Annotated in this window: 14 protein-coding genes; 1 reads left to right on the top strand and 13 read right to left on the bottom strand. The window is 29.2% G+C overall.

The window, feature by feature from the left end:
- Nucleotides 1-240: 240 nt before the first annotated feature.
- The 11 genes from HBE96_RS04215 to HBE96_RS04165 form a co-directional block, all read right to left on the bottom strand.
- Entirely contained in the window at nt 241-498 is a 258-nt protein-coding gene (locus HBE96_RS04215) for a DUF6110 family protein (RefSeq protein ID WP_169296506.1), read from the bottom strand.
- Nucleotides 499-677: 179 nt separating this feature from the next.
- Nucleotides 678-3,134, bottom strand: a complete 2,457-nt coding sequence (locus HBE96_RS04210; protein WP_169296505.1) for a PEP/pyruvate-binding domain-containing protein — start codon at nt 3,132-3,134, stop codon at nt 678-680.
- Nucleotides 3,135-3,378: 244 nt separating this feature from the next.
- Nucleotides 3,379-3,981 (bottom strand): TetR/AcrR family transcriptional regulator, encoded by a 603-nt coding sequence (locus HBE96_RS04205; protein ID WP_169296504.1) that lies wholly within the window; start codon nt 3,979-3,981, stop codon nt 3,379-3,381.
- Between the two features lie 181 nt (nt 3,982-4,162).
- On the bottom strand, nt 4,163-5,428 hold the full coding sequence (locus HBE96_RS04200) for a methyl-accepting chemotaxis protein (RefSeq protein ID WP_169296503.1): 1,266 nt from the start codon (nt 5,426-5,428) through the stop codon (nt 4,163-4,165).
- 233 nt (nt 5,429-5,661) lie between these two features.
- Nucleotides 5,662-6,633 carry a helix-turn-helix domain-containing protein gene (locus HBE96_RS04195; protein ID WP_169296502.1) on the bottom strand — a complete coding sequence of 324 codons (972 nt, stop codon included), beginning with the start codon at nt 6,631-6,633 and terminating at the stop codon, nt 5,662-5,664.
- A 382-nt stretch (nt 6,634-7,015) separates the two neighbouring features.
- A complete protein-coding gene (locus HBE96_RS04190; protein WP_169296501.1) occupies nt 7,016-7,195 on the bottom strand; it encodes a hypothetical protein in 180 nt (59 codons plus the stop codon).
- 32 nt (nt 7,196-7,227) lie between these two features.
- Nucleotides 7,228-8,004, bottom strand: a complete 777-nt coding sequence (locus tag HBE96_RS04185; protein WP_169296500.1) for an alpha/beta fold hydrolase — start codon at nt 8,002-8,004, stop codon at nt 7,228-7,230.
- A gap of 251 nt (nt 8,005-8,255) precedes the next feature.
- On the bottom strand, nt 8,256-10,133 hold the full coding sequence (locus tag HBE96_RS04180) for a heavy metal translocating P-type ATPase (RefSeq protein WP_169296499.1): 1,878 nt from the start codon (nt 10,131-10,133) through the stop codon (nt 8,256-8,258).
- 126 nt (nt 10,134-10,259) lie between these two features.
- The gene (locus tag HBE96_RS04175; protein ID WP_029159568.1) at nt 10,260-10,535 is read right to left on the bottom strand and encodes a metal-sensing transcriptional repressor; all 276 of its coding nucleotides are present in this window, start codon (nt 10,533-10,535) and stop codon (nt 10,260-10,262) included.
- Nucleotides 10,536-10,618: 83 nt separating this feature from the next.
- Nucleotides 10,619-11,872: an Nramp family divalent metal transporter gene (locus HBE96_RS04170; protein ID WP_169296515.1), complete on the bottom strand. Its 1,254-nt coding sequence runs from the start codon at nt 11,870-11,872 to the stop codon at nt 10,619-10,621.
- Between the two features lie 25 nt (nt 11,873-11,897).
- Complete coding sequence (locus HBE96_RS04165; protein WP_169296498.1) at nt 11,898-12,740, bottom strand: methyl-accepting chemotaxis protein; 843 nt, start codon at nt 12,738-12,740, stop codon at nt 11,898-11,900.
- A gap of 527 nt (nt 12,741-13,267) precedes the next feature.
- Between HBE96_RS04165 and HBE96_RS04160 the strand changes: the two genes are divergently transcribed.
- On the top strand, nt 13,268-14,068 hold the full coding sequence (locus HBE96_RS04160) for a class I SAM-dependent methyltransferase (protein ID WP_169296497.1): 801 nt from the start codon (nt 13,268-13,270) through the stop codon (nt 14,066-14,068).
- Nucleotides 14,069-14,268: 200 nt separating this feature from the next.
- Here the strand turns inward: HBE96_RS04160 and HBE96_RS04155 are convergent, their stop codons facing one another.
- Together HBE96_RS04155 and HBE96_RS04150 are read right to left on the bottom strand one after the other, a co-directional pair.
- Entirely contained in the window at nt 14,269-16,263 is a 1,995-nt protein-coding gene (locus tag HBE96_RS04155; RefSeq protein WP_243186831.1) for a methyl-accepting chemotaxis protein, read from the bottom strand.
- Between the two features lie 215 nt (nt 16,264-16,478).
- Complete coding sequence (locus HBE96_RS04150) at nt 16,479-20,546, bottom strand: cell wall-binding repeat-containing protein (RefSeq protein WP_169296496.1); 4,068 nt, start codon at nt 20,544-20,546, stop codon at nt 16,479-16,481.
- Nucleotides 20,547-20,583: the final 37 nt, after the last annotated feature.

The raw sequence follows: 20,583 nt of genomic DNA, 5'->3' as shown, positions 1-20,583 counted from the left end.
ATCAAGCATGGTACTCACTTACTCTTATACACTCTCTATCTATACTATCTTATCCTTGTATAATACTACTATTCTGTATAGTTATATTATTATTTACTATCTATACTATAATCACTAAAGATAACATCTGTTAATCACACCTTTTTTGTAAATGGATAACCTTATAATTAAAATTGCTTTGTTAAAATCATACTAATAAAATTAATCATATTTCATAATTTAAGTTTAATATTTAACTATTTATTTTTCGCTATGGCAGCAGCAGCCTTTTTCCTCTTCTGAAGCTTGTTTGCTTGCTTCATAACACATATCTTCTGCATCTTCTCTTATTGTTTCACATAAATTTTGTGCATCATTTTTAATCTTCATACCTCCAGCTAATGTTTTAACATAAAATTTTTTAGCTGTTTTGCTTTTTAAAAGTTTTAACCCTAAAGTTCCAACTAAAACTCCTCCTGCAAATATTAATGATTTTTCTTTTCCGAAAATGTTTGTCATATCTATCTCTCCCTTTCGTATTTGATAATGATTCTTATTTTCATAATATCATTGTAATGTTACTTAGTCAACATTTTTTATCATATTTAGTATACTTTCTACAAATTAATTAAAAATAGTACTTATTTATTTTTCAACAAACTATTCATTATTACTAAAATTATTGCTAATACACTAATTTAAAATAATACCTCTCCCTTATTTCCATCTACAATAATTTCATCTCCATCCTTTAAAATAAATGTTGCATTTCCTACTCCAAGTACTGCTGGTATACCATATTCCCTAGCAATAATAGCACTATGAGATAGTGGTCCTCCGCTGTCTGTTACTACAGCTTTCGCAATTGAAAAAAGTGGAGTCCAAACTGGATCAGTAAATTTACATACTAAAATATCTCCTTTTTTCAACTTGTTAAATTCTTCCATACTATTTATAATACATACTTTTCCAGAAATTCTTCCTTTGCTTCCAGATAAACCTTTAAGCATTTTACAATCTAGATTTTCATATAAGAGCTGACAATTATTCCATAATGCTTTATTTTTTATCCTTACTTCTTTTCTTATACAAATTTTTTTCTTTAATTCTTCAATATTATTCTCTGGATTTTTGCATATATTATAAACTTCATCTAAAGTTAAATACAATATATCTTTTTCACTTTCTAAAATATCAAGCATTCTTTCAATAAGTTCTTTAACTATACTTCTACTTAATCCATAACATATTTCAATCATATATAAGCTTTCTTCTCTTTGCACATGGTTATATCTATAAACATCTATCTGTTTTAAGAGCTTTTCACCTTTATGTTTTCCAATCTTTTCTATAATTTTTTCCTTTATACTTTTATATTTATCAACATGGAATTCATTTTTTTCACTTTCTATCATTACTTTAATTATTGATAAAAAACCTCTTAAATCTTCATTCCAGCTTTTAGTTGAAAATGGTATATAGGACATTGAAGACTTCCATCCATTTTTCTCTAGAAACTTCTTAACTTGTTTGTAGTATCCAGAAGATTTTTCCTTTAATTCATTCATAATTATTTTTTTATCTCTATTTTTATTTAATAGCTCATTATTTATGAATTCATGTATATCTCTATCCTCTTCTGCCTTTTTAGCCAATTCTTTAAGATCTTTATTAATTAACCACGTTTTATATTTTAACCCAGATAGTAAATCATATTCAGTGAGATTTTTATCAATTTTTTTAAGTTTATGTTCAATTATTTTTCCTAATAGTACTTCTGGAAATATATTATACCTAAATCTAACATAACCAATTTCATGAATAATTTTCATAATATCATGCAATAAAGTTCCAAGCTCTTGCATACTACAATTATTGAAGTTTTTATTTTCTAATTGTTGTATCTTTACCAGAATATTTTTCTTAAATTTTTCTGTTTCCTCCATATTATTTTTTTCATTTATAAATTTTTTAAATATAAAAGGAAGTTTTAATATTTTAATGGTTGGTCTAAGCTTAGATCCTTTTATAACAAATTCACCATTATCTTTCATAGATACTTCACTTTCCATTTTTATTCCTATATTTCTAAATACATTTGCCTTTTCTTCATCCATAATTAATAAGGGCTGGAAATCTAAAGGATATGGCACTACAGGACAGTGTTCTATAAAATTATTTATTGTACTTTTAGCACACTTTGTTATATTATGATTTAAAGTAGTAACCGCCCTTGACTGCAATATATATAAATTATCATTTTTAATAGTCCACTCTATATCCTGTGGAGATCCATAATATTTTTCTATATTTATTCCTATAAAAATAAGCTTTTTAATATAATTTTCATTTAATGTAAAAGCATCTCTTTTCTCTTTAGAATTTTCAATACTTGTGGTACCTTTAACATTGTCATACACAATTGATATTTCCTTGCTACCTTTATACTTTTTAAGTACTTTACTATTATTTTTTAAACAAATATAAGTGTCTGGTGTTACCATGCCAGATACAACCGCTTCTCCAAGTCCATAAGTAGAATTGATCATTATCTCATCTTTATTATTTGTAGTAGGATTTACTGTAAATAATACTCCTGATATTTGTCCTTCTATCATAACTTGTACAACAATAGCAATAGAAATTTTTTCTTTATCAAAACCCATTTGCTGTCTATACTTAATAGCCCTTGCAGTCCAAAGCGATGCCCAACATCTTTTTATCTTGTCAAACACATCTTCTATTTTATATACATTTAAAAAAGTTTCCTGCTGCCCTGCAAAGCTAGCTTCTGGCAAATCTTCTGTAGTTGCTGAAGAACGAACAGCAACTCTTATGTTTTTCCCTAAGCTTGTATAATATTCTATAATTTTATACTTTATAATCTTTGGTATAATACCATCTATAATAATTTTTTCAATCTTATCAGCATACATATTAAGTTTATCTTCATTTTCATAAGCTTTTTTTAATAATTCATCTATTTTAGGCTGTATTTTATTTTCTTCTATATAACTATAATAAGATTTACTGGTTATACAAAATCCTCCTGGCACATTGATACCAGCTTTAATCATTTCTCCTAAATTTGCACCTTTTCCTCCAACTATTAAGATGTCATCTTTTCTTACATGCTTTAAATCAACAACATACATTTATTTCACTCCTATTAGTATTTATTAATCTATGAAAATTTTATTGGTTTTTTCATAGCTTTGTTAAAAAAATATTATTATAAATTTATATATAATTAACTCAACTTTCACAAACATAAACTTTTGACTTAATATAAGCGTATTGCGAAAATTAAGTAATTATTTCAGCATAGCTATGAAAAATATATATATTTTTCATAGCATAATTTTAGTATACCATGCTTTTTATCTAAGTCAATTACTATTATCTACTTCCATTAATATATACCTCTACAAACTTATCTATAATATGTGATGTAAGTTCATCAATAACATTTTCACCTATCATCTCAGCATTAGATCTAATAGTTGTTATACATCTAAATACACCTAGTAATTTTTCAGCTGGAGCATCAATATTACAACCTCTTTCCAACCAAATAGATTTTATTTTTTCTATTACAAATAAATCCTCTGCTAAAGCTCTTTTCTTATCTTCTACACTTGAATTATTAATAACCTTAAGCACATCACTATCTTTATTCATGAACATCTTATTTTTATTGATTTTTTCGCACATTATATAGGCAACTTTTCTGAAGTATTCTTCAATACTGTCCTCAGTAGTTTTTGCCTCTTGTATAAGCTTATTGAACATTTCTTTTTCTATATCATTTATAATATCTAGAAACAAATCTTCTTTATTTTTATAAAAAGTATAAAAACCACCTAAAGATATTCCTACAGCTTTAGTTATTTCTTCAATCCTAGCTTTTTTAACACCTTTTCCCTTAAACATTGCTTTTGCAATTTTTTTTAAATTTTCTCTTATTTTCTTCTTTTCTTCTAAAGTATATGCTCTACCCATATTTTTTCTCCTGTTATTTTAATTAATATTAACAATTATATTAATTTATAACTTTTATTATAGCACAATATGTATTTAAAACTATTTCATTCTTACTTATAGTAAAATTTTTCTGCTTTATGTAGTTATTACCCATTAACACTTAACATTTTATAATTGCTTATTTTAATATATTAAATATTTAAACAACTTCAATTTTCTCCATATTGTTTATTGATTTTTTTAAATTATTTGCTGCACCTATTACTTCATCTCCCATTGAATTTAATTCCTTTGCCGTATCCGAAATTTCTTCTGTAGTTAATATTATTTCCTGTGACATTGATGATATTTCTTCAATTCCTGTTAATATATTTTCCTTTTGAACATTCACATTATCAAAGGCTTGTACTATTTCATGTGCCTTTGGTATTATAATATCAATTTCTTTTGATATGTCATTAAACACAGTTATAGTTTTATCCACAGCAAGATTTTGTTTAACTATATCAGTATCAATTACTGATATTCTTTTATTTATTATTAAAATATTTTGTAATATGTTATCAACCATATGGTATATTTTATTTGAGGAATTTTTACTCATTTCTGCGAGTTTTCTTATTTCAACAGCAACTACACTAAATCCTTTGCCTGCTTCTCCTGCTCTTGCTGCCTCAATTGCAGCATTTAACGCTAATAGATTTGTTTGCTCAGAAATATTATTTATTATATCTGTCATTTCATTTACACTTTTTATATCATCCATCATTATATTTAGAAATTTTGTAAAATTGCTAAAGTTGTTATTAAGGTTTTCAATAACTGAAGACAACTCCTTTAGTTCCTGATTAGTGTCTTCACATTTTTTCCCAATACCATTTGCTAAATTATCAATACATATAGTACTATCACTTACCCCATTTATATACTCTCCAAATTGAAATAATTTCTCTACAATACTAGATACATTTTTCCTTTGACTTCTAGTTGCATCTGTAACAATTTCTGTAGATTTAGCTATATTGGAAGTTAAATCTGACATATCTTCTGAAATGTATGTCAATCCTACTGCTTGAGCATCTATATCTTTTGAATCTTTCTTTACTTCTTGTAACATATTACTATTTGCAAGTATGATATCATTTAACACTCTACTTATTTCTCCAACTTCTGTTTTATCTTTCAAATATTTTTCTTTTATATCTACAAAATTTCCTTTTTTCATTTCTATAATAATATTATTTAATATTTTTAATCTTCTGGCTTTTTTAAATTCAATAATAGCAATTCCAATACTAACTGATAATAGGACTGTTAAACTTATATTCATTATTACTTTTTGATAAAAAGAAATAAAATAAATAAAACTTGAAATCCCTATTATTAAAATTGCAGCAATAATTATACTTTTTATTGAGTTGCTTTTTATACTAGTCTTCGATTTAATACCATATTCATTAGTCATTATTCTTGCCCCCCGATTATTTTTATATGATAATGATTATCATTATCATATATTCTATCATAGGTTTCATATCTTTGTCAATAAATTGATAGCTCTAATTTCACTTGAAATTTACAACTCCATCTTCACTTTTTCGATTAGCTTCAACTAACTATTGTACATTTTTATCCCTTTTCACAGGTACTTAATTAAGTCTAATATATTAAATTTTATTTCTCCACTCTGTTTTGTCATCACTGCTCAATTTTGACATTTTTTCGATATACACTTGGGTTTACTCCTATAACCTTTTTAAACGCTTCCGAAAATTTACTTGCATTATTATATCCAAGACTTCCTGAAATCTCATTAATACCTTCACTAGTATATTTTAAAAGTTCTGCTGCCTTCTGCATTTTATATGATTTTATAAAAGAATAAATACTGTCCCCATATATTTCTTTAAATACAAACTTCATTGTTGTAAGAGGAATTTTAAACTGAACTGACAATTGATCTAAAGTTATTTTTTCAGACAGATTAATTATTAGGTATTCCTTTATTCCTTTTATAATATCAATATGTCTTTTCGAATAATAATTCTTACTCTGCTTTAACTTCTTCTGTTCCAGACTGCTTAGAAAAATAAATAATTCTAAAACTTTTACTTTATAATAACCTTTCCTTATTTTTTCAGGAACTGAATATAGTTCTAAAAAAATACGTTCAATACTGTCATTTTCTTTTATCACTAAAAATCCCTTATTGATTTTGCAAAATTTATTTTTTAATTCTAATAAATTAACTGAAACTTCTTCCAAAATACAGGATAAGCACTTAGGTGCTTCATCAAGATTCACATTTACAGTAATTCCATAAAAGTGTTTTAAAGGAAATTTATAACCATTTTTTATGTTATATTCTTGGTTTATAACAAAATTTCCTTTTGAAATGTAAAGATACTCTCCTTTTATGGTCTTACATTCAATTATGCCTTCTCTGCAATAATTGATTTGAAAAATATTTTTTGGTTGCTCCTCATCTACACTTATCCACTGTGCATTAACATCATTATAAATTAATTCAATACCAGGAAATACAGAATAGCTTGTCATAATAGCACTACCATAGGAATTATTAATTCTATAAATTGTGCAATCATCACCTTTTCTTATAACATCTACTCCACTGCCATATAATTGTTTATCTCTGTTTGTCGGATTCATTGCCTTACCTCCTGTACTAATTACTTTGTAAAACAAATATTACGATTGAAAATGTTACATTTATTTCCGCAAATTTAAGTGATAACGAATTTCATTATCACTTAAATTGTAACATATTGTTTTAAATATTGGAATAAATGTTTCTATTTTATTTTTATTTAACATACTTTAATTGATAATTAAAATTTGGATCTTTATTTAAATTATATAAAGCCCTTGAGAATGTTATTTTATCCTTTTTCATTTAAACTCCTCCCATCAAAAAAGACATTGCTAAGTCCAAAGCTATGCCTTTATTTTAACTTCTATATTCATAATTTACTTGCAAATAAACGCTATTCTATTACAACATAATGAATATCATTTTTTAATTCATTAGCTGTTAACCCAAGCATTGCCTTATTTGCATTATCAAAATGTGAAGAACTGTTAAGTTAAACACTGCCTTAATAGCAGCATCTGTAATACTGTATCCATTGTCCAAATACTCATAAGTTTTTCCTTTGATTTCCTCACATTTATTTTGGACTTCAAGATATATTACTTCTGTCAATTTCATCACTTTCCAATCTTAAAATGCTAAATATTACTTTATTATTCTACACCTATACATTTCTTAATTACTTCCACCCATTGGTTTGGTCTACATGCTAGCAGTTCTTCATGCTTCAAATCATGCTTAACAATATGAGGATTTTTAAAATACTGATTGTATCTTTTTAAATACATTTCTCCCATTTTTGATGCATACAAACAATGTACACTAGTGCCAGCAACATCTATTCCATCTTCCATTTTCGTTATAAGGTCAGAATAAAACTGATTTTCCATACTTCGTTTTGTCACAAAATCCAGCTTTTGCCCTCCTACTCCCAGCATAATATGCTTGAATTCTTTCACATATTGTTCATCAGCACGCTTTTTCATGTACCAAGCAGTTAACCTATTAATTTTCCCTTTATGAATAATATGATATACAATTGGTACAAATATTTTTGCCTGTATTTTTGCCTTCCATTTATCTTCTTGATCCAGATCAGAACTACCCAAAATTCCATGATTTATATGAATCTGTTTTCTTTGTATAAGCAATCCTACAAATGATCCACCAAGTGAACATCCATATACAGCATGAACTTTTCCATTAAATTTATCCTTTATATAATCTTCTATTTTTTCAGTTTCTGTAATCATATCATGAAATTCTGTTTGCTCAGTTTCATCAAAACCATCATATGATACGCATACCACATAAAATGACTCTGCCAATAAATCTATAACATGATCATAATTATTTTTCCAATGGCAACATGTCCCCGGAAGCAAAATAATAACTGGATTATTTATATTACCAAACTCATGAAATTTCACATTCTATTCCCCCATCTAAAAATCCATCAATTATGAAAAAACATAATTACATTGATTATATTATTTTATAAATATCAGCTCGTGTTTTTTTACTTTCATTAGTAAATCCCACCATTGGCCAGCAATGCATCATATTCTTTCCAATATAAATATTATCATAATAACACCTTTAATTGTACATATACTTTATTACAATTATTTTAGCGATGCTATTAATAATCCCATAAATTTTTTATATTATTTCTTCTTAATCATCCTTTTTTCTTCCATTTCAATAATAATGATGAGTTTATAATAACGAACACAGAACCTAAATTATGCACTAAAGCTCCAACAAAAGGATTTAGTATACCTGTAATAGCAAGTATAATAGCAATGAAATTCAGAGTCATTGAAAAAGCAAGATTACACTTTATAGTAAACATCATCCTCTTTGACAGTGCTAACAAGTGTGGAAGTTCTTTAACCTCATCATCCACCAATGCGATATCTGCTGCATCTACTGCAATATCACTGCCAACTCCAGCCATTGCAATTCCAACGTTTGCAATTTTTAAAGCAGGTGCATCATTGATTCCATCTCCAATCATGCATATTTCCTGTTTTCTTTTCTGATATTCTGAAATACAATTGAGTTTATCTTCCGGCAGGCAATGAGCATGTACCTCTTCAATACAAAGCTGATTTGCAATGGAATTTGCAGCATTCTCATGATCTCCAGTTAGTAAAACAGGTTGAACACCAAGAGCAGATAAAGAATCAATCATCTTTGCACTTTCAAAACGAATAGTATCAGATAATGCCAAGAAACCAGTAAGTACTTTATCAATAGCAATATAAATAATCGTACATCCTTGTTTTAAGAATTCTTCTGCTTCTGTAACTACTGACTGTGAGATTGATACATTACTTTCTTCCATAAGCACTGGATTTCCAGCAAGTATTTCTTTTCCATTTACTCTTGATGTAACACCGCGCCCTGGAATCATGCTGAAATGTTCTGCCATTGGAACTGGATCTGAAAATTGCTGCTTGTAGCATCTTACTACTGCTTTTCCCAATGGATGCTCCGAAAGTGACTCTGCAGCTGCCGCATAAGAATATAATTCGTTCACAGAAACATCTGAAGTAATTGACTTAATTTCTGATACTTGCGGAGTACCATATGTAAGTGTTCCTGTTTTATCAAAAGCAATTTTTGATACTGAGGCAAGTCTCTCTAAAGCATCACCTTCCCGAACAAGGAAACCATGTTTCGTCACATTACCAATAGCTGCCATAATTGCAGTAGGAGTTGCAAGAACCAGTGCACAAGGGCAAAACACAACCAAAATCGTAACAGCACGTATAATTTCTCCTGATATAAACCATGTTAATACTGCAGCTGTTAAAGCTATTACAACAATCCATGTTGCCCACCTATCTGCAATACCCACAATTTTTGCTTTTCCTGCATCTGCAGATTGCACAAGACGAATCATGCGCTGAATAGAACTGTCTTCTCCAACTTTCTCAGCCTTCATTTCAAAAGCACCAAATTGATTTACAGTACCACTCGAAACATCATCACCTATGGTTTTATCTACCGGAAGTGATTCACCTGTCATAACTGCTTGATTGACTGAAGTTTGACCAGATATTATAACTCCATCCACAGGAATTGTTTCACCAGGAAATACCCGAATGATATCCTTCACTTTAACTTTTTCAGAAGGAATAATTTCTTCTTTACCATCAACTAAAACTCTTGCTGTATGTGGTGTAAGATGAACAAGTTTTTCAATGCCTGCCCGTGCCCTGGAAACAGTTAAATCTTCCAGCAGCGCACCGAGCTTCATAATGAAAGCTACTTCACCCGCTGCAAAATCCTGTCCTATGCATACAGAAGCAATCAGCGCAATGGATACAAGTACATCTGCTTTGATATCAAAATCCGTAACTAATCCAATAACCGCTTCCATTATTATAGGAATTCCACAAAGAATAATTACTATCCATACCATATTAAAAGTAAACAAATTAAAAATACTTGCAATCAGAGCAATACCAGAAATACTCAGTAGAACGATATCTTTTGGTATACCTCCTTTTTCCAATAACTGCTCTAATTTTTCCGCTACTTTTTTCATAAAAACCTCCTGATTGCATTTTAATATACCCCTATAGGTATATTTGTATTATACCTATAGGGGTATAGGTTGTCAATAATATAAAAGAAAAACAACCATTTCTGATTGCTCTCAAAATTGTATTCATTAAGTCATATTTGCAAAGCGTTCAACTGCTTTAGTAAAACTCTCAATGGTCTTATCTGCATCACCATGCTCGATTCCATCTCGTACGCAGTGCTTTATGTGTCCTTCCAAAACTATCTGTCCACATTTGTGTAATGCAGATTTAGCCGCATTAATCTGTGAAAGAACATCCTCACATGGAACATCTTCATCTATCATCCGATCTACAGCCTGAACCTGTCCGATAATCTTCTTTAATCGTCGGTGCAGGTTGGCTGTATCCATACATTGTTTCATATCTACACCTCCATACCATTATTAGTATAAGTATATTATATTCATAATAATAAACTTGTCAATGCAGACTATAGCTTTGCTATTTATACATTTAGTACTAACATTATGTTTAAGATTGTTATGATAACGGAAATTATTCCTAAAACTATTTTAGAAAATATATTATTAGAATACTTACCCATAACTTTCTTAGATGAAGTCAGGTATATTTGAAGAAACACTGTAATCGGTAATTGCATACTTAAAAACATTTGTGAATAAATTAGACCTTTAAATGGATTTGAAATAGAAAATATAATCAAAAAAGCAATAATTAGTGTTGTTCCAACGCCTATTTTTGTATGCAAATCATTTATGTCATAGGGTTTTTTATATATACCAGAAAAAATACTTCCAGCTGACATCCCTGCAGTCATTGTAGAAGAAATGCCTGAAAATAATAAAGCTATTGCAAATATTACAGCTGCTCCTTTGCCAAGCAATGGTTCTAGCATTTTCTCAGCCTGGCTAAGGTCTGTTACAGTTACTTTATTATAAAAAAATACAGCTGCTGAAATTAAAACCATAGCGCTGTTAATAGCCCACCCTGCTATCATTGAAAGTAAAGTATCAGTAAATTCATATTTCAGCTGTTTCTCAATTATTACTTCATCCTTTAAATTCCACTGCTTACTTTGTATTATTTCCGAATGAAGAAATAAATTATGCGGCATAACTACAGCACCAATAACACTCATTATTATGGGCATAGATCCTTTTGGAATACTTGGAGTAACCCAGCTTATCACAGCTTTACTCCAATTAACATTAATAAATCCAAGTTCAATAATAAAAGATATCCCTATAAGTGACACAAATCCAATTATCAACCTTTCAAGTTTTATATATGAATTTGTAAACAACATCCAAATAATGAATGTTAAAGATATTAAGCTTCCAATCTTTATTGGTATTTTAAACAACATATTAAGTGCTATTGCCGAACCAAGTATTTCTGCCATTGCAGTTGAAACAGCTGCGCACATTGCTGTTATCAAAATGATTTTACTGAGCCATGGTTTTAAATAAATTGATGCTGCCTCTGACAAACAGTATCCTGTAACTATACCAAGATGTGCCGCATTATGCTGCAATATAATAAGCATTATAGTTGAAAGTGTAATGGTAAATAAAAGTTCATATCCGTAGGTCGACCCTGCTACAAGGTTAGATGCCCAGTTACCTGGATCAACAAACCCAACTGTAACTATCAACCCAGGTCCTATATATTTAATAAAATCTAATGCCATAAATTTGGGGTTATGTTCCTTATTAAATAATATATTTTTTCTTTTCATCATTTTCTATCACCTTAATATTTCTTTACATTCCACTTGCAAATTCATTTAAAATTGCAGCCTTAGATGTAAGTCCTTCAATAGTAGCAGTACCTTCTTGAAGACCAGCTGTTTGATCTTCCAATAAACTATTAGAACATTTAAATTTATCATATATTTCATTTATTGAATTTTGTATATTATTTAAAATTATATTTATTTCATCTATTGATTGTTTTGTTGAGTTTGAAAGTTTTCTTATCTCAGATGATACCACACTAAATCCTTTTCCGTATTCTCCTGCTCTAGCTGATTCAATTGCAGCATTTAGTCCAAGTAAATTAGTGTGTTTTGCAATATCTTTAATAAATGTTAAAACTTCATCAGTCTTTTTAGAGCTTTCTTTTGTCTTTTTAATAAATTCTCCAATACTCTCATTTGTTTGATTTATCTGTTGAAACGCAAAAGACATTTCTACTGCATTTGAACTCATTTGAGTTAATGATTCTGATAATGTATTAGCTAGATTAGTTATTTTTTCTCTTTTCTTTGTTCTGTCAGTACTTATACCTACTACCACAGTACCTTCTATATTGTTATTCACAAAAACCGGAATTCCAATTGTTTCTATAGGTATTCCAAACTCTTCTTTTGGGACTGTAATATGTATAACTTTCTTTTTCTTTAAACACACATCTGCAGCAGAATTTTTAGGTATTTCATCACCTGCTTTAAAATTAGTTGTTAAATTTTCACTATTTTCAACTAAAAGAAACTTTTTAGTATTAGAAATTGTAAATATTAATTCCGTTCCAAAATAATACTTAAAATATGGCATCATATTATAAAAAGATTCCATTAACTTATTTTCATGTATTTTATTTATCATTTTCATTTCCCCTTTTCTCATGCTAACTTTTTAATACATGCTTTAAATTACTGTTACTTAATAAATAGAATTTGGAAATATAAAGCACTTTTTATTTCCAAATTTTTCATTAACAATGCTTGATTTATAATTACTCCTTCATTTAGATCAATAACACATTGGTCATTTTAATTGATAACGAATTTCATTTTCAATTAAAATGTAACATATCATTTTCCAAAAAGCTACTAAATTTCTATTTTATATCATTAAATATTTCATCTTCAATTCTGCAAATATTGATATATTCATATTTTTGTTAAAAGATATTTTCACAAACAAATTAAATATTATCAATGACTTATCAATTTAATTGTGAAATTGAAGTTAAATTTTATTGTAACTAATAAAAATATTCATGAGATTCTCCATATTCTTGAAACATTCTCATATTGACAATTCTAAATTCAATGCTATACTATAGTTAGTTGTAACTAACTATGCTGATATATAATAAAATTTTAATAATGATTGGAGGAATACTGATAATGACAAAACAAAAAATCAATTTGTCTGGTGTCAACGAAACTATGTTAGTGCCTGTCTATGCGAGAGCATTAGAAAGTAAAAAGAAGAAACCTGCTTTTTATGATCAGACTGCAATTAATATTGTTAATTCTCTTGATTATGATTTTAAAAAACATGGTAAAAGTAAATTGAACATGTGGGGATGTTCTGCAAGAACCATTATTTTTGACAGAGAAGTTTCAGCCTATATTAAAAAGCATCCTAATTGCAGTGTTATTAACATGGCTTGTGGTCTTGATGCCAGATTTAATAGAGTAGATAATGGTAAAATACAATGGTATAACATTGATTTTGAAAATGTAATGAATATCAGAAAAACCATATTTCCAAAAAACAATAGAGTTACCAACATATCTGGTTCTGTACTTGAAAATTCTTGGATTGAAAAAGTTAAAAACAAAGATAATACATTAATCATTGCAGAAGGTCTCTTAATGTATTTGGAAAAAAATGAGGTTAAGAAACTATTTGAAACAGTTTCTGTATCTTTTGAACATTGTACTGTCCTATGTGAGTTAATGTCAAAGTGGATGGTTAAAAACCAGAAAATACATGATACAATAAAAAAAACTACTGCAGTGTTTCGATGGGGAGTTAATAATACGGAAGATTTCATCAAGCTTTGTCCCATGTATAAAATGTTAGGAGATTTTAACCTTACTGATACAATGAAAAGATTTTCGCCTGTCTTTTTATCACTTATTGCACCTAAATTACGTCCCAAAAATAATAGGATTGGTTATTTTGAAAAAATTTCTTAAATATACAATTCTCAATTTCATTTATAAGAAATATTTTATTTATTATGGCTGTCGCATTAATAATAAATGCTATAATATATTGTGCTAATTTTAAATTTGTAAAACAATATATTGTATATAAATCCCTTAGTGCAACAGCCCCTATCTTGAGCCTAAAAATCCCTTGATAAACCTTGTTTATTATACTAACTTTCAATTATTTAAATTTTAAACTTAGAAATTTGGATTTTTAATTCATCAGCACAATCTTTTGCTTTAAGTACTTGGTTTAATATATAGTTTGAATTATCATTAATTCCAAGTATTTTATCTGAGATATTTACTAGTCCATTTGTTCCTTCACTTGCAGATTGTGTTACACTATCTATGGTTTTAAGTACATCACTAATTGATGCTAAAAGCTGCTGTGATGTGGAACTAAAATCTACTACTAAACTTTCTACAAATTTAGCATCGTTACTGTATTCATCTGCTACTGTAAGCATTGACTTATAATCATTAGTAACATCAATTTTCATGAAATTCAAAATGTTATTGGAATTTTGAGAAAGGTTTTTTACTGCCTCTATTACTTTATTAGTTATATTTTGTATTTTAGAAGCTGCATCTTTTGATTGTTCTGCAAGTTCTTTAATTTCTTCAGCTACCACTGCAAATCCTTTTCCTGCTTCTCCTGCTCTTGCAGCCTCAATAGCTGCATTCAAAGCTAAAAGACCTGTTTGCTCTGTTATTTCCATAATGGTGTCTGAAAGTACATTTATTTCTTCTGCAACGCTTGAGTTTTTTATGGCAATTTCAAGCTCTTTTGTTGTATTTGCAAACATTTCATAGCCTTTTTTTTGAGACGTCTGAATATTCTTTTTAGTTCTATTTGCTCTTTCATTTATTTTTTCAGCTTGCATTGCACCTCGTTGTGATTTTTCAGCTATACTTTGGGTAGCTTGGCCTATTTCCTGTGATGCAGCTGACATTTCTTCAGCAGCAGCAGTTGTTTCTTCCATACCTGCTGATAATTCTTCTGTATTTGCTGATACATCTGTTACATCTTCGCTTAAACTTGACATTTTATCTTTTACAGTAGTTACTATATTTTCTATTGTATATGATTCATTTCTTACCTGTTTTACTAATTCTATAATTGAAGTTTTCATAGAAATTGTAGCATTAGCAAGTTGTCCTATTTCATCTTTTCTTCCTAATAAATAATCGCAGCTATTATCAGGAGTTAAATCTAAATTAGAAGTTTTATTTACTGATTTTGTTAAAGATATTATTGGATTTGCAATTTTTCCTCCAACGAATAAGGAAAATAAAATTGAAAGTACTAGTACTGCAATTATTACTAAAGTAAATCCTATAAGTAATGAGTGTAATGGTTTTTCTAATTCACTTTTAGGTACTGCAATACCAACAATCCAATTACAAGAATTAATTTTGCTAGTGACAAAATATTTTTCTTTATTATCAAAATCCTTTAATAAGGCTATTTGATTGCCTAATATTTTAGAAAATCTTCCGTTCATAATTGTACTAATGTTTTTACTTTGATCTTTAGCAGGTTGAAAATCCTTATTAGGATGAACTATAAAATTGTTTTTGTTATCTAATAAAAATGTATAACTATTATTTATAGTTTTTGATTTTTCTAATGTAGTTGTAATTGTATCTAATTTGATATCACAACTTACAACTCCAACTATTTCATTGTTTTTTACTATAGGTCTAGATATAGAAACTATTATTTTTTTTGTAAGTTCATCTAAATATGGTTCAGAATAAACCAATCCATTTTTCTGGATAGCATTTTTATACCAATCTCTTTGAGTACAATCAAAATCTTTATCAGGTACCCATCCAGATCCATCTAAATAACGCTTGTCTTTAAAACCCATATATGCACCTGCAGTGTTAGGATTATCCTTTGTCTTTTCTTGTAAATATTCTAAAACCTTATTATTATCATTTATATCCATTTGCTCTATATTGCTGCCAATTTCTTTAACGATCTTTCCTTGACCGTCAATCCAACCATTAATCATTTCAGAATATTTGCCTGATTGTGCAATAATCTTACCTTTAGATTCACTCATTATTACATTGTAAGATATAAAATAACTTACTAAAGCTAAAACTAATAAACTTAGTATACATATAGATGAGATAATTAACGTGATTTTTTGTTTAATACTTTTCATAAATTCTACTTTCTCCTTTATATTACCAAAAAAAAATTATTAATCTTCTAGTAAAAATTATACTCTAAACTTCTTTTATATTTTATCAAAGGATATTCTCATATTTTCACATCCAAAAATAAATTATGACGGCTTTGATTTTTACTTCAAAGCCGCCATATAGTATTTTATTATAATTTTCACATGTATTGAAATAACAGTCTTTTCTGTTGAATTTATGATGCAGCTTTCAATGATTCTGATTTTTGGTACGAGATCATTAAATTATTATCTAAACCATAATATTCAAGAGTTTTTCCATCATCTGAAAACTTGTACTTAGCTATTTTTTCTATATTCCCATTATCATCTAAAACAAAGTATAGTCCTTTATAAGCAAAATATTTAAAAGATTCAGCTGCTTTACCATTTAAATACGTAGCTGCTGTACCATCATTGTTAAAATCTACCACAAGTGTACCTACATTATCTATATTTGTTTTCCACTCGCTAACAAATGGACTTATATATGATATGTTATCAAGCATATTTATCGTTGCATCAGTAGCATTACAATTTTTAATGGTTCCGCCTTCATTTCCTCCTACAACACCACCTGCACAACTATATGCAGCTATAGTATTAGTACCAGATAGAGTAATGTTTTCTACTGTGCCTCTATTATAACCTGCTACAGAGCCAACTGCTACTGCACCTTCAGCCTTTACATTTTCTACTTTAAGGTTTTTTATCAAAGAAGATTTTGAAGTAACACCTATTAAACCTACACCTACAACATCTTTTTTATTGATAACTAGATTAGAAATAGTATGACCATCTCCATCGAAAGTGCCTTTAAAAGCATTTCCAAAATATCCTGACTCATCCTTAGCTTGTGAATCAAATGCACCAATAGGTTCCCAATTTTCATAACTTGCTAAATCTATATCAGCTATTAGTTTAAAATGTTTATCTAAATATTTTCTTACATTATTCAACTGATCAACCGTAGCAATTTGATATGGATCAACTTCAGTACCACTTCCACCTGCAAAGGATGAAGTCTTTACTGTTTCTGATTTTCCAATTTGTACTGCATTAGAATTTCCGTTAACAGTCATAGTACTTGTACAATTTTCCACTATAGAGTTATAAGCATGACCTGCAATACTACCAACAATTTTTCCCCCATCAATGCTGCCTGAAGTTTTACTATCTACTATCTTATATACAGTAGGAACTGGACGAACAGCCTTGTATGCATCAAGATAAAAGCCACCACCCACTATACCACCTATTCGTTCAGAACTGTCTGTTGCTTTAATAGAAGCATTGGCATAACAATTTTTAATAAGTGTTGGTTTTTCTATGTCATAAGTTCCTGCATTTCCTAAAAGTCCTCCAACCATACTGCTGTTTTCTCCAACAATTATTGTTACATCTGCATTACAATTCTCTACAGATGGACTTTCTTGCGCCGCACCAGATAAACCTGCAATACTAAAGTTTCCATTACCTGATGCTGTTACAGTACCTGTTGCACTACAGCTAATTAAAGAACAAGCTTCCATACCACCAGCTAATACACCTATGCCTTGTGCATTATCTCCAATTAAAATAACATCTGCGTTTGCATTACAATTTTTAATATTGCAAAATCCACCACCTACTATACCACCTACAAGGAAACCACCTTTGATACTGTTTTTACCGATAAGTGAAATTGATTCTGCATCATTTTTAAAAGAACCATATCCGATAACAGCTCCAACTAACTGTTTACCTGAAGCTGTGACATTTTCCACTACAAGATTTTGAATAAAAGCATTGTCTCCAGCAACACAACCAAATAATCCTACTCCTGAAGAGTTATCTCTGGAAATATGGATATTGGAAATCTTATGTCCATTTCCATTAAAGATACCTGAAAAAGCAAAGTTTATATTAGGTGTTTCCTCATCCTCTGGTTTATCAGATACAGGTTTAAATTCACCAATAGGTTCCCAATTCTCATAGGTAGATAAATCTATATCTTTTGTTAATATATAATTCTTATTTAAATATCTTCTTACCTTATTCAATTGACTAGCATTATCAATCTGATATGGATCGGATTTAGTACCGCTTCCTCCTGCAAACAGTGAAGCTTCTGTATCTGATTTTCCAATTTGAGATGCATCTGCTTTGTCATTAATAGTCATAGTACTTGTACAATTTTCTAAAACAGAATTATAAGCATAACCTGCAACAGTGCCAACTTCTTTACCACCAACAATGCTGCCTTCAGTATTACAATTTTCTACTTTATATACAGAAGGAGTAGGATAATACTCAAAACCATCTATATAAAATCCACTACCTACCACACCACCTATACGTGAAGCATTTTCAGCTGCTTTGATATTTGCCTTCACAGTGCAGTTTGAAATTACAGTAGGACCGTTTTCATCAAAAGTTCCAGCATGTCCTATCAAGCCTCCAATCATGAAGTCTTTTTCAGCAGCAGAAATGGTTACATCTGAACTGCAGTTTTTTACGTATGCTCCTTCATGAATGCAGCCTGCAAGACCACCTATAGAGTAGACTTCTTTTCCATTAACAGTAATACTACCTTTAGCACTACAACCACTTAAGGAACAGTTTCCAAGTCCACCTCCTAATATTCCCACTAGATTGTTTCCATCACCATTAACAATTATATTTGCTTCTGATTTACAATCGGTAATATTAGAATCCATTGCACCACCAACAATTCCACCTACATTAGCACTTTTATCATTTCCAGTAATTTTGTTATCACCAATAAGTTCTATTTTTTCTATTGGTGATCCTGCTGCCTGATGTCCTATTACTCCACCAATTAAATCATTGTATCCAGTTACACTTACATTTTTTACTATCAAGTTATGAATAACAACAGATTTATTTTCATTTTGAGTAATGCAACCAAATAATCCTATTCCCATATTTTTACGATCAATTTTCAAATTAGAAATAGTATGACCGTTACCATTAAAACTTCCTCTAAATGCCGCCTTAGGATCTGGTGTTTCTTCATCTTCTGGTTTATCAGATATAGGTTTAAAAGTGCCGATAGGTTCCCAGTTTGCATAACTTGATAAATCTATATCAGCTGTAAGTACAAAATTTTTATCAAGATAGTCTCGCACTTTATTAAGTTGTGCAGCACTAGCAATTTCATAAGGAGAAGATACAGTACCATTTCCACCTGCAAATGTATAAGTACTAGAAGATGATCCTCCGCTTCCTCCACTTCCACCACTGCTTGATTTACTTGGCTTTTTTTCTTCATTAGAAGATTTTACATTTGCTAAATCAGCTAATATATTTTCAGCTACAAGTTGAGTTCCTCCTAATGCTGTTATTTTACTATCCTTATTAACTTTAGATTTTATTATACTAACTGAATCCTTATTTATGTTACCATTTACCAGTATTATAGGATTGCAATTTTTAGCTGCTAAAGCTGAAACAGATAGTGCATCTGCAAATTGATCAATTCCATTATACTCTGCAGATGCCAAGTATATATTGCTAAAGTTTATATCATCTTTAAATTTCTCAAGTATTTTCTCATTGCTGTCATATCTATCTTTTCCATATATTCTTTCATTATTTTTAAATATACTATCTATATCTTTTGATATGACAGATTCTCCACCTATTATATAAGCTTTCTCCACACTGTTATTTTTTGAATAATCTAGTATAGAATCTTTATTATCTGCCAATAAAATTGGCATACCCTTATTTGCTGCTATATAACTTATGGAAAGTGCATCTGCTGGAGCTTTACCTGAAACTAAAACTATTGAAGAGCTTTTTCCAACTTTATCTGCAATTATCTTTGAAGTATCATATCTTGTAGCACCTCCAAGTCTTGTTATATCAGCGTCTTTAGGTACTATAGTTTTTATTTCAGATACCACTGTATCAGTTATAACTCCACTTCCACCTATGATTATTATTTTGCTAGGATTTAGTCTTGATAACTCTTTCTTTGTACTTTCACTCAAGTCTGATTTGTTGGTAAGTAAAATTGGTGCATTATACTTTTTAGCAAGAGGTGCTGCACAAAGTGCATCTGGAAAATTTTCTCCATTACATATTACTACAGTAGATGCTGTTTCCCAACCATTTTTACTTATAAGTGCTGAAGTTTCATATCTATCTCCCCCAAAAATTCTTTTTTGGTTCAATGAATATGAAGAATCTGCAAAAACTGTAGTTGAAAATAACATTACAGTACTTACTATTAATCCTAAAATTCTTTTTGATTTCAAATAGATTCCCCCCTTATTTTTTGTCTGTATATACTGT

This window comes from Clostridium muellerianum, from assembly GCF_012926525.1.
GTDB classification, from domain to species: Bacteria; Bacillota; Clostridia; order Clostridiales; family Clostridiaceae; genus Clostridium_AM; species Clostridium_AM muellerianum.
Note: the sequence above shows the minus strand (reverse complement) of the source record. Positions and strands in the feature narration are given on the sequence as shown.

Excerpts from the sequence above, each read along its gene's own strand:
- HBE96_RS04215 (WP_169296506.1), bottom strand. The coding sequence starts at position 498 with ATGACAAACATTTTCGGAAAAGAAAAATCATTAATATTTGCAGGAGGA.
- HBE96_RS04210 (WP_169296505.1), bottom strand. The coding sequence starts at position 3,134 with ATGTATGTTGTTGATTTAAAGCATGTAAGAAAAGATGACATCTTAATA.
- HBE96_RS04205 (WP_169296504.1), bottom strand. The coding sequence starts at position 3,981 with ATGGGTAGAGCATATACTTTAGAAGAAAAGAAGAAAATAAGAGAAAAT.
- HBE96_RS04200 (WP_169296503.1), bottom strand. The coding sequence starts at position 5,428 with ATGACTAATGAATATGGTATTAAATCGAAGACTAGTATAAAAAGCAAC.
- HBE96_RS04195 (WP_169296502.1), bottom strand. The coding sequence starts at position 6,633 with ATGAATCCGACAAACAGAGATAAACAATTATATGGCAGTGGAGTAGAT.
- HBE96_RS04180 (WP_169296499.1), bottom strand. The coding sequence starts at position 10,133 with ATGAAAAAAGTAGCGGAAAAATTAGAGCAGTTATTGGAAAAAGGAGGT.
- HBE96_RS04175 (WP_029159568.1), bottom strand. The coding sequence starts at position 10,535 with ATGAAACAATGTATGGATACAGCCAACCTGCACCGACGATTAAAGAAG.
- HBE96_RS04170 (WP_169296515.1), bottom strand. The coding sequence starts at position 11,872 with ATGAAAAGAAAAAATATATTATTTAATAAGGAACATAACCCCAAATTT.
- HBE96_RS04165 (WP_169296498.1), bottom strand. The coding sequence starts at position 12,740 with ATGATAAATAAAATACATGAAAATAAGTTAATGGAATCTTTTTATAAT.
- HBE96_RS04160 (WP_169296497.1), top strand. The coding sequence starts at position 13,268 with ATGACAAAACAAAAAATCAATTTGTCTGGTGTCAACGAAACTATGTTA.
- HBE96_RS04155 (WP_243186831.1), bottom strand. The coding sequence starts at position 16,263 with ATGAAAAGTATTAAACAAAAAATCACGTTAATTATCTCATCTATATGT.